Annotated in this window: 13 protein-coding genes; 6 read left to right on the top strand and 7 right to left on the bottom strand. The window is 63.3% G+C overall.

Going from position 1 to position 14,258, the window contains the following annotated elements; genetic code table 11:
• Positions 1-2 precede the first annotated feature (2 nt).
• From infB to truB, 3 genes are all read left to right on the top strand, one after another.
• Positions 3-2,960: a translation initiation factor IF-2 gene (gene infB / locus ABWO90_RS15080; RefSeq protein ID WP_353192042.1), complete on the top strand. Its 2,958-nt coding sequence runs from the start codon at positions 3-5 to the stop codon at positions 2,958-2,960.
• Positions 2,961-3,043: 83 nt separating this feature from the next.
• The gene (gene rbfA / locus ABWO90_RS15075; RefSeq protein WP_353192041.1) at positions 3,044-3,475 is read left to right on the top strand and encodes a 30S ribosome-binding factor RbfA; all 432 of its coding nucleotides are present in this window, start codon (positions 3,044-3,046) and stop codon (positions 3,473-3,475) included.
• Positions 3,476-3,604: 129 nt separating this feature from the next.
• Positions 3,605-4,591 carry a tRNA pseudouridine(55) synthase TruB gene (gene truB, locus ABWO90_RS15070; RefSeq protein ID WP_353192040.1) on the top strand — a complete coding sequence of 329 codons (987 nt, stop codon included), beginning with the start codon at positions 3,605-3,607 and terminating at the stop codon, positions 4,589-4,591.
• A gap of 109 nt (positions 4,592-4,700) precedes the next feature.
• On the opposite strand, the gene ABWO90_RS15065 is transcribed toward truB, so the two are convergent.
• Positions 4,701-5,036 (bottom strand): cold-shock protein, encoded by a 336-nt coding sequence (locus ABWO90_RS15065; RefSeq protein ID WP_353192039.1) that lies wholly within the window; start codon positions 5,034-5,036, stop codon positions 4,701-4,703.
• Positions 5,037-5,076: 40 nt separating this feature from the next.
• Complete coding sequence (locus ABWO90_RS15060) at positions 5,077-5,571, bottom strand: acyl-CoA thioesterase (protein WP_353192038.1); 495 nt, start codon at positions 5,569-5,571, stop codon at positions 5,077-5,079.
• 269 nt (positions 5,572-5,840) lie between these two features.
• On the opposite strand from ABWO90_RS15060, the gene ABWO90_RS15055 reads away from it, so the two are divergent.
• Positions 5,841-6,563, top strand: coding sequence for an AzlC family ABC transporter permease (locus ABWO90_RS15055; RefSeq protein ID WP_353192037.1), 723 nt, complete (start codon positions 5,841-5,843; stop codon positions 6,561-6,563).
• Positions 6,556-6,864 (top strand): AzlD family protein, encoded by a 309-nt coding sequence (locus ABWO90_RS15050; RefSeq protein ID WP_353192036.1) that lies wholly within the window; start codon positions 6,556-6,558, stop codon positions 6,862-6,864. The genes ABWO90_RS15055 and ABWO90_RS15050 overlap by 8 nt, the downstream gene beginning before the upstream one ends.
• 98 nt (positions 6,865-6,962) lie before the next feature.
• Here the strand turns inward: ABWO90_RS15050 and ABWO90_RS15045 are convergent, their stop codons facing one another.
• The 5 genes from ABWO90_RS15045 to ABWO90_RS15025 all read right to left on the bottom strand — a co-directional run bounded on the left by ABWO90_RS15045 (position 6,963) and on the right by ABWO90_RS15025 (position 12,307).
• Positions 6,963-8,513, bottom strand: a complete 1,551-nt coding sequence (locus tag ABWO90_RS15045; RefSeq protein WP_353192035.1) for a DHA2 family efflux MFS transporter permease subunit — start codon at positions 8,511-8,513, stop codon at positions 6,963-6,965.
• 37 nt (positions 8,514-8,550) lie between these two features.
• Positions 8,551-9,783: an HlyD family secretion protein gene (locus ABWO90_RS15040; RefSeq protein ID WP_353192034.1), complete on the bottom strand. Its 1,233-nt coding sequence runs from the start codon at positions 9,781-9,783 to the stop codon at positions 8,551-8,553.
• A 79-nt stretch (positions 9,784-9,862) separates the two neighbouring features.
• Positions 9,863-11,380, bottom strand: coding sequence for an efflux transporter outer membrane subunit (locus tag ABWO90_RS15035; RefSeq protein ID WP_353192033.1), 1,518 nt, complete (start codon positions 11,378-11,380; stop codon positions 9,863-9,865).
• 119 nt (positions 11,381-11,499) lie between these two features.
• Complete coding sequence (locus ABWO90_RS15030) at positions 11,500-12,009, bottom strand: MarR family winged helix-turn-helix transcriptional regulator (protein WP_353192032.1); 510 nt, start codon at positions 12,007-12,009, stop codon at positions 11,500-11,502.
• A gap of 100 nt (positions 12,010-12,109) precedes the next feature.
• Complete coding sequence (locus tag ABWO90_RS15025; protein ID WP_353192031.1) at positions 12,110-12,307, bottom strand: hypothetical protein; 198 nt, start codon at positions 12,305-12,307, stop codon at positions 12,110-12,112.
• Here ABWO90_RS15025 and typA point away from each other — a divergent pair.
• A complete protein-coding gene (typA, locus tag ABWO90_RS15020) occupies positions 12,306-14,129 on the top strand; it encodes a translational GTPase TypA (RefSeq protein ID WP_353192030.1) in 1,824 nt (607 codons plus the stop codon). The genes ABWO90_RS15025 and typA overlap by 2 nt on opposite strands.
• Positions 14,130-14,258: the final 129 nt, after the last annotated feature.

Below are 14,258 nucleotides of genomic sequence, written 5' to 3'. Positions count from 1 at the left end.
GAATGGCGAGCATCAACGTAGCCCAATTTGCTGAAGAACTGAAAATGCCGGCCGGCGTGTTGCTGGAGCAACTCAAAGCCGCCGGTGTGGACAAACTCAGCGCCGACGATTCGGTGACGGAAGCCGACAAGGCCCGTCTGCTGGAGCACCTGCGCCGATCGCACGGCGCTGGCGACGGCGACAAAAAGAAGATTACTCTGACGCGTCGCCAGACCTCGGAAATCAAGCAAGCCGACGCGACCGGCAAGGCACGCACGATTCAGGTGGAGGTGCGCAAGAAGCGCACCTTCGTCAAGCGTGACGACGTTGCCGAAGGCGTAGACAGCGCCGCTGCGGCGGAAGACGAAGCGCTTCGTCAGCGCGAGGAAGACGCACGCCGCGAGGCTGAGCGTCTTGCTGCGGAAGCTGCCGAACTGAAGCGTCGCCAGGAACAACTGGAACGCGAAGAGGCCGAGCGCCGCGAGCGCGAAGAGAAGGAAGCTGCCGAGCGCCGTGCGCGCGAGGAAGCCGAGCGTGCTGCGGCCGCCAAGGCGGCGGAAGAGCAGAAGGCGAAGGCTGCAGAAGCCAAGGCCGACGCTGACGCCGAGAAGGCAGCAGCCAAGGCGGACGCCGAGAAGGCAGCCAAGGCAGAAGCCGAGAAGGCAGATGCCGACAAGGCCGCGGCCGCGAAGGCCGACGCCGAGCGCGAGCAGGCCCGCAAGGCCAGCGAAGAAGCGCGTGCGGCTGCCGAAAAGGCGAGCGCCGCGGCTGACAAGGCCCGCGCCGAAGAGGAAGCGATTCGCAAGCGTCGTGCAGCGGCAGAAGCCGAAGCGCGCGCGATTCGAGAAATGATGAACGCGCCGCGTCGCGTGCTGAAGGCGCCGGAACCGGCACCTGCGGCAGCGGCGGCCGCCAAGCCCGAAGCGAAGGGCACGCTGCACAAGCCGGCCAAGCCGGAAGGTGCCGCTGCTGCCAAGCCGGCAGACAAGAAGCCGGCGGCAGCCGCCCCGGCCTCGACGACGGCGGGTGCTGGCGACAAGAAGGACAAGAAGGGCGGCGCCTGGCAGAAGGACGCCGATAACCGCAACAAGCGTGGCGGCATGAAGACGCGCGGCGACGCGAGCGGTGGCTCGGACGGCTGGCGCGGCGGTGGCCGTGGTGGTCGCCGTGGCGACCGTCATTCGCAGGACGACCGTTCGTCGTTCCAGGCACCGACCGAGCCGGTGGTGCGTGACGTCAGCGTGCCGGAAACGATCAGCGTCGGCGATCTGGCGCACAAGATGTCGGTGAAGGCTGCGGAAGTCATCAAGCTGATGATGAAGATGGGCCAGATGGTCACCATCAACCAGGTGCTGGACCAGGAAACGGCAATGATCGTGGTCGAGGAACTCGGCCACCGTGCGATCGCTGCGAAGCTCGACGATCCGGAAACGCTGCTCGAACTGGGCAACGACGCGACCGAAGCCGAAGCGCTGACGCGCCCGCCGGTCGTTACGGTGATGGGTCACGTCGACCACGGCAAGACCTCGCTGCTGGACTACATCCGTCGCGCCAAGGTGGCGGCGGGTGAAGCCGGCGGTATCACGCAGCACATCGGTGCGTACCACGTCGACACGCCGCGCGGCACGGTCACGTTCCTCGACACGCCGGGTCACGAGGCGTTCACGGCCATGCGTGCCCGCGGTGCCAAGGCAACGGACATCGTGATTCTGGTGGTGGCGGCCGACGACGGCGTGATGCCGCAGACGAAGGAAGCGATTGCCCACGCGAAGTCGGCCGGTGTGCCGATCGTGGTGGCGATCAACAAGATGGACAAGCCGGAAGCCAACCCGGACCGCGTGAAGCAGGAACTCGTGGCCGAGGGCGTGTTGCCGGAAGAGTACGGTGGCGATTCGCCGTTCGTGCCGGTGTCGGCGAAGACGGGCGCGGGTATCGATGATCTGCTCGAGAACGTGCTGCTGCAAGCCGAAGTGCTGGAGCTCAAGGCTCCGGTGGAAGCCCCGGCCAAGGGTATCGTGATCGAAGCGAAGCTGGACAAGGGTAAGGGTCCGGTCGCGACGATTCTGGTGCAGTCGGGCACGCTCAAGCGTGGCGACATGGTGCTGGCCGGTCAGGCTTACGGCCGTGTTCGCGCCATGCTGGACGAAACCGGCAAGAACGCGAAGGAAGCGGGTCCGTCGATCCCGGTGGAAATCCAGGGTCTGTCGGAAGTGCCGGGCGCCGGTGAAGAAGTGCTGGTGGTGCCGGACGAGCGCAAGGCGCGTGAAATCGCCCTGTTCCGTCAGGGCAAGTTCCGCGACGTGAAGCTGGCCAAGCAACAGGCCGCCAAGCTCGAGAACATGTTCGAGCAGATGGCCGAAGGCGAAGTCAAGACGCTGCCGCTCATCATCAAGGCAGACGTGCAGGGTTCACAGGAAGCGCTGGCGCAGTCGCTCAACAAGCTTTCGACGCCGGAAGTGCGTGTGCAGATCGTGCACGCTGCGGTCGGTGGCATCAGCGAAAGCGACGTCAACCTGGCGACGGCTTCGAAGGCGGTCATCATCGGCTTCAACACGCGCGCCGATGCCCTGGCACGCAAGCTGGCCGAATCGAACGGTATCGACATTCGTTACTACAACATCATCTATGACGCAGTGGATGAGGTGAAGGCGGCGATGTCGGGCATGCTGGCGCCGGAGAAGAAGGAAGTGATCACGGGTCTCGTCGACGTGCGCCAGACGTTCAGCGTGCCGAAGATCGGCAAGGTCGCGGGTTGTATGGTGCTCGACGGCTTCGTCAAGCGTTCGTCGCACGTGCGTGTGCTGCGCGACAACGTGGTCATCTTCACGGGCGAGCTCGATTCGCTCAAGCGCTTCAAGGATGACGTGAAGGAAGTCAAGTCCGGCTTCGAGTGTGGTCTGTCGGTGAAGAACTTCAACGACATCACGGAAGGCGACCAGCTGGAAGCGTTTGATATCACGGAAGTTGCGCGTTCGCTGTAACGCGATCGGCACAATGGATGTGGAATGGCCCACCAGGCCGGGAAACCGGTGGCGTGGGCCATTGCATTACTAGCGAGTTTGTTATGGCAAAGAAACGTGGCGTTCCGGGTCGCAATCTTCGTATCAACGACCAGATCCAGCGCGATCTGTCGGAGTTGATCCAGCGCGAAGTGAAGGACCCGCGCATTGGTCTGGTCACGCTGCAAAGCGTGGAAGTTACGCCGGACTATGCGCATGCGAAGGTGTACTACACGACGCTGACCGGCGATCCGAAGGCAACCGGCGAAGCGCTCAACGAGGCGGCGGGGTATTTGCGCAATCTGCTGTTCAAGCGGTTGCACATTCATACCGTACCGACGTTGCACTTCCACTTCGACCAGTCGATCGAACGTGCGATCGAGATGTCGCGCCTGATCGATACGGCCAACGCAACCCGCGCACGCGAAGAAGCGGGCGAGGGCGACGGTGAGCCCGGCGAGAAGGAAGACGACAGCAAGGAAGACGACGGCAAGTAACGCCGTCGAACGACAGTCGCAGCCGTCCGGGCTGGCCAGTGGCAAGCCCGGTGGCATTGCGATGCCTGCGCCCCCGCGATGGGGGCCAGTGCGTGACTCCACAAGACTCTCTCAAGCATTCCCCGCACCATGACGGACCCGCGTTCGCAGGCACCCCGCCAAAAACTTCCCCGATTCGCGCTCGACGGCGTGTTGTTGCTCGACAAGCCCCTCGGCCTGTCGTCGAACGACGCCCTCATCAAGGCCAAGCGTGCGCTTCAGGCGCTCAAGGCCGGGCATACGGGGACACTCGATCCGCTGGCGACGGGTTTGCTGCCGCTGTGTTTCGGCGAAGCGACGAAGTTCTCGCAGGACTTGCTCGAAGCTGACAAGACTTACGAGGCTCATGTGCGTCTCGGCGAGACGACGACGACGGGCGACGCGGAAGGCGAGGTTCTCCAGACGCGTCCCGTGACGGTGGACGAAGCGGCGATCCGTGCCGTGCTGCCGCGCTTCATGGGCGTGATTTCGCAGGTGCCGCCGATGTATTCGGCGCTCAAGCGCGACGGCAAGCCGCTGTATGAATATGCGCGTGCCGGCCAGACCCTGGAGCGCGAGGCGCGCGAGGTCACGATTCATCTGCTGGAGATGACGCAGTGCTCGCTGCCGGATGCGAACGAATTCATCTTCCGCGTCACGTGCAGCAAGGGGACGTATGTGCGCACGCTGGCGGAGGACATCGGTGAGGCGCTCGGTTGCGGTGCGCATTTGCGCGGTTTGCGCCGCACGGCGGTGGGGCCGCTGACGCTCGAAGGCGCCGTGACGCTCGAGGCGCTGAACGCACTCGATCACGCGCAACGCGTCGAGAAGCTGGCGCCGGTCGATGCGCTACTGAAGACATTGCCGGCAGTGATGCTGGATGACGTGCTTGCCAAGCGCTTCAGCCACGGACAACGCTTGCGCCTGGACGAGTCTCGTTGTCCGGCCGCGTTGCGCGCCTGCGCATCGGCGCATCAGGACATCGAGGTGAAGGTGTATGCCGAGGCGATTGGCGATTCGCCGTCACGACTGCTGGGGGTGGCACGGCTCGATGGTGAGGCGTTGCTCACGCCGCAGCGTCTGCTCAAGACGCAGTAAGGAAGGCACAAGAAAGCACGACAAAAAAGCCCGCATCGATCTGCGGGCTTTTTTATGCGCGACGCCTTCGCGGCGCCGATGCCTGGCGTCCGGGGCGTCACGTGGATCGTTAGATCGATGCTTCGCGAACATTCGTTGCCAGAAGATACGCCTCGCCTGGCGTAATTTCGTATTCGACGATCATTCCCGTTTCGATGGGCGCCTCGGGAAATCCGGTGACGCGGATTTCCGTTTCATGAAGGAAGATGACTTCGCCGCCGTCGTCGGGCGCGATGAAGCCGTACCCCTTGACCGGATCGTAGGACTTGACGGTTCCGCGCGGCATGATGGGCTCCTTCGATGAAACCTCGGGTCTTGCTTCAACGTGCGGTACGGCTTCGGCATCGTGGCGGCGCGGAACCTTCGGCGCAGACCACGCTGAACGTCGACCGGCGGCGAACCGCATCACGACGGCGGAGGCGGGCAGACACGCCCGCCGCAGGCTGTCAGTTGGTCACGTTTTCCGGCTTCAGCTCGACGATGGCGTCGAGGGCGGCCTTCACATCGATGGCGTACTTGGCGAGTGCCTTCTGCTCTTCGGTTTTCGGCTCGAACGACGGCACGCTCACCGGATGGTTGCTCTCGTCGACGGCCACGAACACCATCAGGCAGTCGGTGGTCTGGCGCAGTTCACCCCACTTCGGATCGCCCGCGTGGACCGACACGTGGATATGCATGCTGGTGCGGCCCGTCGCGACGATGCGCGCACGCAGTTCCACCAGATTGCCGACGAGAATCGGACGGCGGAAGCGGATGTTGCCGACGCTGACCGTGACGCAATAGCGTCCCGACCACGTGGCGGCGCACGCGTAGGCCACTTCGTCGATCCATTTCATCAGGGAGCCGCCGTGCACCTTGCCGCCGAAGTTGACGGCAGCCGGTTCGGCGAGGAAACGGAAGGTGATCTCGGAGCGATCGCTCTGGTTCTGCGGGGTGTTCATGGGACTGATTTTCTGAGGCGGTTGGCGCCTGCCCGGGCGCGACAACCTGTCGCACGCGGGCCGGGGATGCGCAATGATACTGCGATTGCGCAAGTCGCGCCGGTGCTGGCGTTGGCGCGTGTCAGTCCGCCCGTTCGTCGCTGACAAGGCAAAACACGGGGCCCAGTCGCCCCTCCCATTCCGAATGCGCAAGAACGTACAAGCCCGTGACGGGCGGCATCCGCTATTCTGCGTAGCCAGTAGTTTCTGCAGGAGTGGTTGTGTCTGGAATGTCGTCTTCGGCTGCGTCGTCATCGCAGTCCGATGTCAAACTCGAAGTGGCACGCGGCATGCGTGCGTCGTTGCCGGTGATGTTGGGGTTCGTGCCATTTGCGATGGTGCTGGGTGCGCAAGCCACCCAGAAGGGCATGCCGGCGTTTCTCGTTCCCCTCATGACCGGGCTGAATTTCGCCGGCGGTTCGGAATTCACCGCGGTGCGGCTCTGGACATCGCCGCCGCATCTCGCGCTGATCGTGGCCATGTCGTGTCTCGTGAATTCGCGTCACATCCTCATGGGCGCGGCGTTCGCACCGTTGATGCGTCATGTGCCGCTGCGTCGCGCGCTGGCCTCGCTCTTCGTCATGTGCGACGAAAGCTGGGCGATGGCGCTGGCCGATACCCAGGCGCGTGGTGCGGAGCGCATCAGCCTGCCGTATTACCTCGGCGTGGCGGTCAATCTGTGGCTCGCATGGATTGCGTTCACTGCACTGGGCGCGGTACTCGGGCCCGTGCTCGGCGACATCGAGCAGTTCGGCTTCGACATGGCGTTCACGGCGGTTTTCCTCGTACTGCTCAAGGGGATGTGGCGTGGCATGCGCAAGAGCGTGCCGTGGCTCGTGAGTCTGGTCGCGGCAGCGCTCACCTATCTCTACGTGCCGGGAGCCTGGTATGTCGCGGCGGGCGCGTGCGCCGGACTGCTGGCGGCCGTGCTGATGGAGCCGCGCGATGCCTGATATGTCGTTCTTCCTGCCTGTGGCGACCGTCGTGTTGATGGCGGTCACCACCTACGCCACGCGTGTCGTCGGCTTTCTCGTGTTGCGAGACCGCACGCTGAGTCCGCGCGTACGTTCGGTGATGGAGAGCCTGCCGGGTTGCGTGTTGATCTCGGTGATCGCGCCGTCGTTCGTGGCGGAGCGGCCTGCCGATCTCATCGCACTGGCCGTCACGTTGCTGGCGGCCATGCGCTTCTCGCTGCTGCCGACGGTGATCGTCAGCATCGCCGCCACGGGCGCATTGCGCTATCTGATCGGCTAAACGGCTTCCCCATAAAAAAACCCCGCCAACGTCAGCGGGGTTCAAGAAGTGCCCGGTAAAACAGAGCAGGTCCGGGCACTCGGGGGGAAGTCTTGACGTCAGTGGGCGCCTGCCGCGGCATCGCCGCCGCCGCCACCGCGAATCGGGCGCGTGATCCACACCATCACGATCATCAGGACAAACAGCAGCGCCGAAATCCAGAAGATGTCATTGGCACCCAGCATTGCCGATTGTTGCGTGACGATCCGGTCGATGTAGCCATGTGCCTGCGGGGTACTCATGCCCAACTGGTTGAGCGATTGCACCGAGCCATTGAACGTGGCGTCGTAAGGCGTCAGATGCTCGGTCAACTGCGCATGGTGCAGCGTGATACGGTTGTCCCACACGGTCGTCGCAATCGACGTGCCCACGGCGCCGCACGTAATCCGCACGAAGTTCGACAGACCCGCGGCCGCCGGAATGCGGCTCGGTGGCAGCCCCGACAGAATGATGGCTGTCAGCGGGATGAAGAACATCGACATCGGCACGCCCTGGAGGAACGTCGGGATCATCAGCGTGCGGGTATCGACCAGCGTATTGAAGTGCGAGCGCATCAGGAACACGAGCGCGAACAGCAGGAACGAGACGGTCACGACCCAGCGGGCATCGAGCTTGGGCAGGAACTTGCCGATCACCGGTGACAGAATGATCGCGAACAGACCCACGGGCGCCATTACCAGTCCGGCTTCCGTTGCCGTGTAGCCGAGATAGATCTGCAACCACTGCGGCAGGATCACGAGGTTGCCGAAGAACAACCCGTAACCCACCGAGATCGCCACCACGCCGCCCGTGAAGTTGATGCGCTTGAAGAGCGTGAGATCGACGACCGGATGCTTCTCGGTTATCTCCCAGATCACGAAGAAACAGAATGACACCAGGGCCACCAGCGCCAGCGCGACGATGGTCGACGAGTTGAACCAGTCCAGTTCCTTGCCCTTGTCGAGCATCACCTGCAGTGAGCCGACCCACAGCACGAGCAAGGCGAGGCCGACAGTGTCGATCGGCTTGCGTTGTGTCGGTGTCTCACGCTTGGCATAGATCATCCACGTGACATACGCGGCGGCAATGCCCACCGGGATGTTGATGTAGAAGATCCACGGCCAGTGATAGTTGTCGGAAATCCAGCCGCCGAGAATCGGGCCCATCACCGGGGCGACGAGTGTCGTCATGCCCCATAGCGCGAGCGCCATCGAACTCTTGGCGGGCGGATAGCTCGAGAGCAGCAGCGATTGCGAGAGCGGAATCATCGGGCCGGCCACGGCCCCCTGCAGCACACGGGCAGCGAGCAGGAATTCGAGCGTGGGCGCCATGCCGCACAGCCACGAGGCGAGCACGAACAGCAGAATCGACGTGATGAACAGCCGCACCGCGCCGAAGCGTTCGGTGAGCCAGCCGGTGAGCGGCACCGAAATGGCGTTGGCAACCGCGAACGACGTGATCACCCAGGTGCCCTGGCTCGACGAAACGCCGAGGTCGCCGGAAATGGCGGGAATCGATACGTTGGCAATCGAGGTGTCGAGCACGTTCATGAACGTGGCGAGCGACAACGCGATGGTGCCGAGTACCAGCTGGCCCCCCGACAGGGGGCCAGGAGCGTGTTGGTTTGCCATGAGATGTCAAAGGGGGTGGGGGGCACCCCCCTCCGATTTACAGGGGGCGAGCGCGAGCGGGCTGGTTGTGCGTGTCGCTGGCACCGCCGGACACGTTGCCTGCCGGCCCCGCATTCTCGGTGATGATCCGGGCGACGATGTCGTCGGCGTCGTGGCCGATTTTGTCGTACACGTCGGTCGAGTACACCGGCAGGGCGGGGGCTTCACCCAGTTCCTTGCCGTCAGTATTGCGCACGTTCACCTTGACCTGCATCGACAGGCCGACACGCAGCGGATGTTCCTGCAATTGCTTCGGGTCGAGGGCGATACGCACCGGCAGACGTTGCACGACCTTGATCCAGTTGCCCGTGGCGTTCTGGGCCGGCAGCAGCGAGAAGGCGCTGCCCGTGCCCGCCGAGAAGCCGGCGACCGTACCCTTGTATTCCACCGCCGAACCGTACACGTCGGCCGTGAGCGTGACCGGCTGGCCCACACGCATGTGCGCGATCTGCACTTCCTTGAAGTTGGCGTCAACCCAGACTTCGTTGAGCGGCACGAGCGCCATGAGCGGGGCACCCGTCGCAACACGCTGGCCGACCTGCACCGAACGCTTCGCGACGTAGCCGTCGACCGGCGCCGGGATGCTCGTACGGGCGTAGTCGAGGTACGCCGCACGCACCTTTGCGGCAGCTTGCTGCACGTTCGGATGCGTGGTGACCGAGGTCTTGTCCGTGAGCGCCTTGTTCGAAACCAGCTGGGCGCGCGCTTGCTCGAGTGCGGCTTGCGCCGACTTCACGGCATCTTGCGCGTGGGCCAGTTCTTCACGCGACACGGCGCCGGAAGCGATCGCCATTTCGCGGCGCTTCACGTCGGCCTGCGCCTTGGCCAGTTCCGATTCGCGCATGGCGACGGTCGCGGCGTAGGCGTCGTTGTTCACGAAGTACGTGCGCACCTGACGCACGGTTTGCGCCAGATTCGCTTCAGCTTGCAGCAACGCCACGCGGGCGTCCGTCTGATCGAGCGTGACCAGCGGCTGACCGGCCTTGACCATCTGCGTGTCGTCGACCTTCACGCCCGTGACGGTGCCCGCCACTTGCGGGGTGATCTGCACGACGTTGCCGGCGACGTAAGCGTCGTCGGTGTCTTCGTAGTAACGCGCGTACAGCGCGTAGTAGGCGCCGTAGCCGATGGCCGCAATCGCGATCACGGCCGTCAGCATCAACATCATGCGGCGGCGCTTGCCATTACCCTGAGCCGGCTGGGCAGGCGCTTGTTGTTGGTTCTCGCTCATCATTTGCTCCGTACTAATCTCTTAATGTGCTTTGACGTTGTCTTGTGTGTGCCGGACGATGGTTCGCCGGTCAGTGCATTCAGTGTGTCTGCGTGGCGGCGCCCTCGGCCTCGGCCGGACGCTCCTGCCCCACGACGAGGCCGGCAGCCTGTGCATCGAAGCCGCCGCCGAGGGCCTTGATCAGGCCGATCTGCTGGTCGCGACGTGCGCTGTCGATATTCACGCGGGCCTGCTCCTGCACCAGCAGCGACGATTCGGCCGTCAACACGGTCAACTGCGGCGTGAGGCCAGCCTTGTAACGCTCGACGGCGAGGTCGTAGGCGCGCTGGGCGGCGTCTTGTGCGACGCGCTGCGACACCATCTGCTTGTCGGCCGAACGAATCGACGACATGCGGTCGGCGATGTCGCCGAGCGCCTTGTTGAGCGTCGAGTCGTAGTTCGCGACGGCGCTCTCGTAAGCCGCATATTGGCCCTTGAGGTTGGCGCGCAAACGTCCGCCGTCGAAAATCGGCAGCGTGATGACCGGGCCGGCCTGAATGTTCTGGCTGCTCTGGTCGAGCAGCTTGCCCAGGCCGAACGTCGAGAAGCCGAATGCCGCATTGAGGTTCACGTCCGGGTAGAAACGAGCCTTGGCTACGTCCACACCCTTGAGCTGCGCCTCCACCCCCCAGCGCGCCGAGACGATGTCCGGGCGACGCGCGAGCAGGGCGAGCGGGAGGTTGTCGGGCAGCGCCGGCGTCGCCAGTTCGGCGAGCTTCGGACGGGTGATCTCCAGTCCGCGATCCGGGCCCTTGCCCAGCAGTACGCCGAGTTGGTGGCGGGTCAACAGGATCTGGCCGTCGAGTTGCGCGATCTGCGTCTGGATGTCGGCGGTGTTGCTGTCGGCCTGCTTCTGCTCGACTTGCGTGTCGAGACCGGCACGTACGCGATCTGCGGTGAGCTTGCCGAGATTCTGGCGCTGCTTGCCGATACGATCGAGCACGTCGTGTTGTGCGTATTGCTGGGCGAGCTGGTTGTACGAGCGCGCCACGGCCGTGGCCAGCGCGAGACGCACTTCCTGGTCTTCGGCTTCTTCCGCGCGCTCGGCCGATGTGGCTTGCGCCCGTGCCGAACGGTTCTTGCCCCAGAGGTCGAGTTCCCACGACAGCGAGGCCGTCAGGTCGCCCTGCGTGAACCACGTGCCGCCGTAGCCCGGCGGGTAAATGGTGTTCTCGGTGAATTTCTGGCGAAACACGTCGCCCTGGAAGTTCACCGACGGCAACAGGGCTGCCGCAGCGCCTTCGGTCTGCGCCTGCGCAGCCTTCAGACGGGCTGCGGCCATCGCCAGATCGGGGTTGCCGGCGAGCGCTTCATCGATCAGGGAGACGAGTTGCGGATCGCCGAAGTGCTTCGCCCAATCGTTGCCCGGCCACTGGCCACCCTCGGCGGGCAGGCTTTGCTGGGTCTGATATTGATCGGGGGTGCTGATCTGCTTGTCGCTGTGGATGCCGGCGAAATTCGCGCAACCGGCAAAGCCCAGCGTGACTGCCGCCAGACAAAGGGCGGAAATCGCTGAACGGGCCCGCGAACGCGGGAGGGAAGGTGAGGCCGCTTTCATCGCAAAACCTTTACGAGTGAAGTCTTCTACTGACAATAACTGGGAATCGGGCTGGCACGAGCGCATGAAATAATGGACTCGGCAAGCTTTTCTCGGGGGGAATCCGTGCGTGGTCGCCGTTATCCGGCTTCGCCATTGACGATCACGCGTCGCAACAGGCTTTTCAGAAAACCGACTTCTTCAACAGTGAAACCTTGCATCAGGTGATCGGCGGCACGCACGAAGATGTCGGGCATCCGGTCGGCCATCGCATAACCGGCTTCGGTCGCACTCAGATTGACCGTGCGGCGATCCATCTTGCTGCGCTCACGCACCAGCAGGCCGTGCGCTTCGAGCCGGTCGAGCAGGCGGGTGACGGCGCTCGCGTCGATACAGTAATCGCGGGCCAGGTCGGCTGCCGTCTTGCTCTTGCCGGTGGCGACCTTGTAGAGCATGGTCGCCTGCGTGCTCGTCAAACCGTACTGCGACGTCTCTTTCGTCAATTCCGCCAGGATCAACTGACGCACGCGGGCCACGAGATACCCCAGGGAGTCGTCGATGTCGTAGGCGTTGCGGGGAGGATCGCTTTGCGGCGCGTCCGGCTGTGAGCTCGGCGCGGTCGGGGAAAAGGAGACGGGCGGTTCGGACATTTTCGTGATGCTGCAATAGTTGACTAGTCACGATTATAGCGGCCACTTAACAAATTTCAAGTCGATGCAATAGTTGACTAGGCAAATATTTCACGAGAATTTAGATCAAGCGCTCTAGAGGGTGCGCTGCGGCAATGGTGGGAAGGTTGGAAGCAGGCTGCGACACCCTCCAGATTTCGGGACGCCGCTGTGCCAATGACACGACGCGTTGTTGCATTGCAGAAAGCCCATGACGCGAGACATGTGCAAGTGCTAGAATCTCGGATTCTCCAAAGGCTTTTTCGAGCACCTCTTTCATGACCCGCGCTCTCCGTAATATCGCCATCATCGCGCACGTCGACCACGGCAAAACCACGCTCGTCGACCAGTTGCTGCGCCAGTCGGGCACCTTCCGCGAAAACCAGCAGATCGCTGAACGCGTGATGGACTCGAACGACATTGAAAAAGAGCGCGGCATCACGATCCTCGCCAAAAACTGTGCCGTCGAATACGAAGGCACGCACATCAACATCGTCGATACCCCGGGACACGCGGACTTCGGCGGTGAGGTGGAGCGTGTGCTCTCGATGGTCGACAGCGTGCTGCTGGTCGTCGACGCCGTCGAAGGCCCGATGCCGCAAACGCGCTTCGTGACCCGCAAGGCCCTGGGCCTCGGTCTGAAGCCGATCGTCGTGGTCAACAAGATCGACCGTCCGGGCGCACGTCCTGACTGGGTGATCGACCAGACGTTCGACCTGATGGACAAGCTCGGTGCGACCAACGAACAGCTCGACTTCCCGGTCGTGTACGCGTCGGCCCTGAACGGCTTCGCAAGTCTCGACTCGGACGTGCGCGAAGGCACCATGAAGCCGCTGTTCGACGCGATTCTCGAACACGTGCCGGTTCGCGATGCCGATCCGGAAGCGCCGCTGCAATTGCAGATCAGCTCGCTCGACTACTCGACGTTCGTCGGCCGTATCGGTATTGGCCGTATCACGCGTGGCCGCGTCAAGCCGGGCCAGCAAGTGGTGATGCGTTCGGGCCCGGACGGTGAAATTCTCAAGCGCAAGATCAATCAGGTGCTGACCTTCAAGGGTCTGGAGCGCGTGATGTCGGACGAAGGCGCCGAAGCGGGCGACATCGTGCTGATCAATGGTATTGAAGACGTGGGTATCGGCGTGACCATCTGCGACGCAGAGACGCCCGAAGCGCTGCCGCTGCTGACCGTCGACGAGCCGACGCTCACGATGAACTTCTGCGTGAACACGTCGCCGCTGGCCGGCCGTGAAGGCAAGTTCGTGACGAGCCGTCAGATCCGCGACCGTCTGGACAAGGAACTGAATCACAACGTGGCGCTGCGCGTGAAGGACACCGACAGCGACTCCGTCTTTGAAGTGTCGGGCCGTGGCGAACTGCACCTGACGATTCTGATCGAGAACATGCGTCGCGAAGGCTATGAACTGGCCGTGTCGCGTCCGCGCGTGGTGCTCAAGGAAATCGACGGCGTGAAGCATGAGCCGTACGAAATGCTGACCATCGACCTGGAAGACGAACACCAGGGCGGCGTCATGGAAGAAATCGGTCGCCGTAAGGGCGAAATGCTGGACATGGTGTCGGACGGTCGTGGCCGTACGCGTCTTGAATACCGCATTCCGGCTCGCGGCCTGATCGGCTTCCAGGGCGATTTCCTGTCGATGACGCGTGGTACGGGCCTGATGAGCCACATCTTCGATGCCTACGCACCGGTCAAGGATGGTTCGCTGGGTGAGCGTCGTAACGGCGTGCTGATCTCGCAGGATAACGGCGATGCCGTGGCCTACGCACTGTGGAAGCTGCAAGATCGTGGTCGCATGTTCGTGAAGCCGGGTGATGCCCTCTATGAAGGCATGATCATCGGTATTCACAGCCGCGATAACGACCTCGTGGTCAACCCGATCAAGGGCAAGCAACTCACGAACGTGCGTGCGTCGGGTACCGACGAAGCCGTGCGTCTGGTGCCGCCGATTGCGATGAGCCTCGAATACGCTGTGGAATTCATCGACGACGACGAACTGGTCGAAGTCACGCCGCAGACGATTCGCCTGCGCAAGCGTCACCTGATCGAGCACGAGCGCAAGCGCGCTTCGCGCGAAGAGAAGTAAAGCCGGCGATGGCGTGGCCGGGCTGCAGACGAATGTGTGCGGCGCGACGATGCCAGTCAGTTGGAAAGAAAGCCGGTGCCATGCGCCGGCTTTTTTTTCGCATCCCCTCCGTTGATGTTTCCGAAGCAC

It is taken from the genome of Pandoraea pnomenusa, assembly GCF_040391475.1.
Taxonomy (GTDB): domain Bacteria; phylum Pseudomonadota; class Gammaproteobacteria; order Burkholderiales; family Burkholderiaceae; genus Pandoraea; species Pandoraea pnomenusa_C.
The sequence above is the reverse complement of the archived record's forward strand: the minus strand, read 5'-3'. Positions and strand labels throughout refer to the sequence as shown.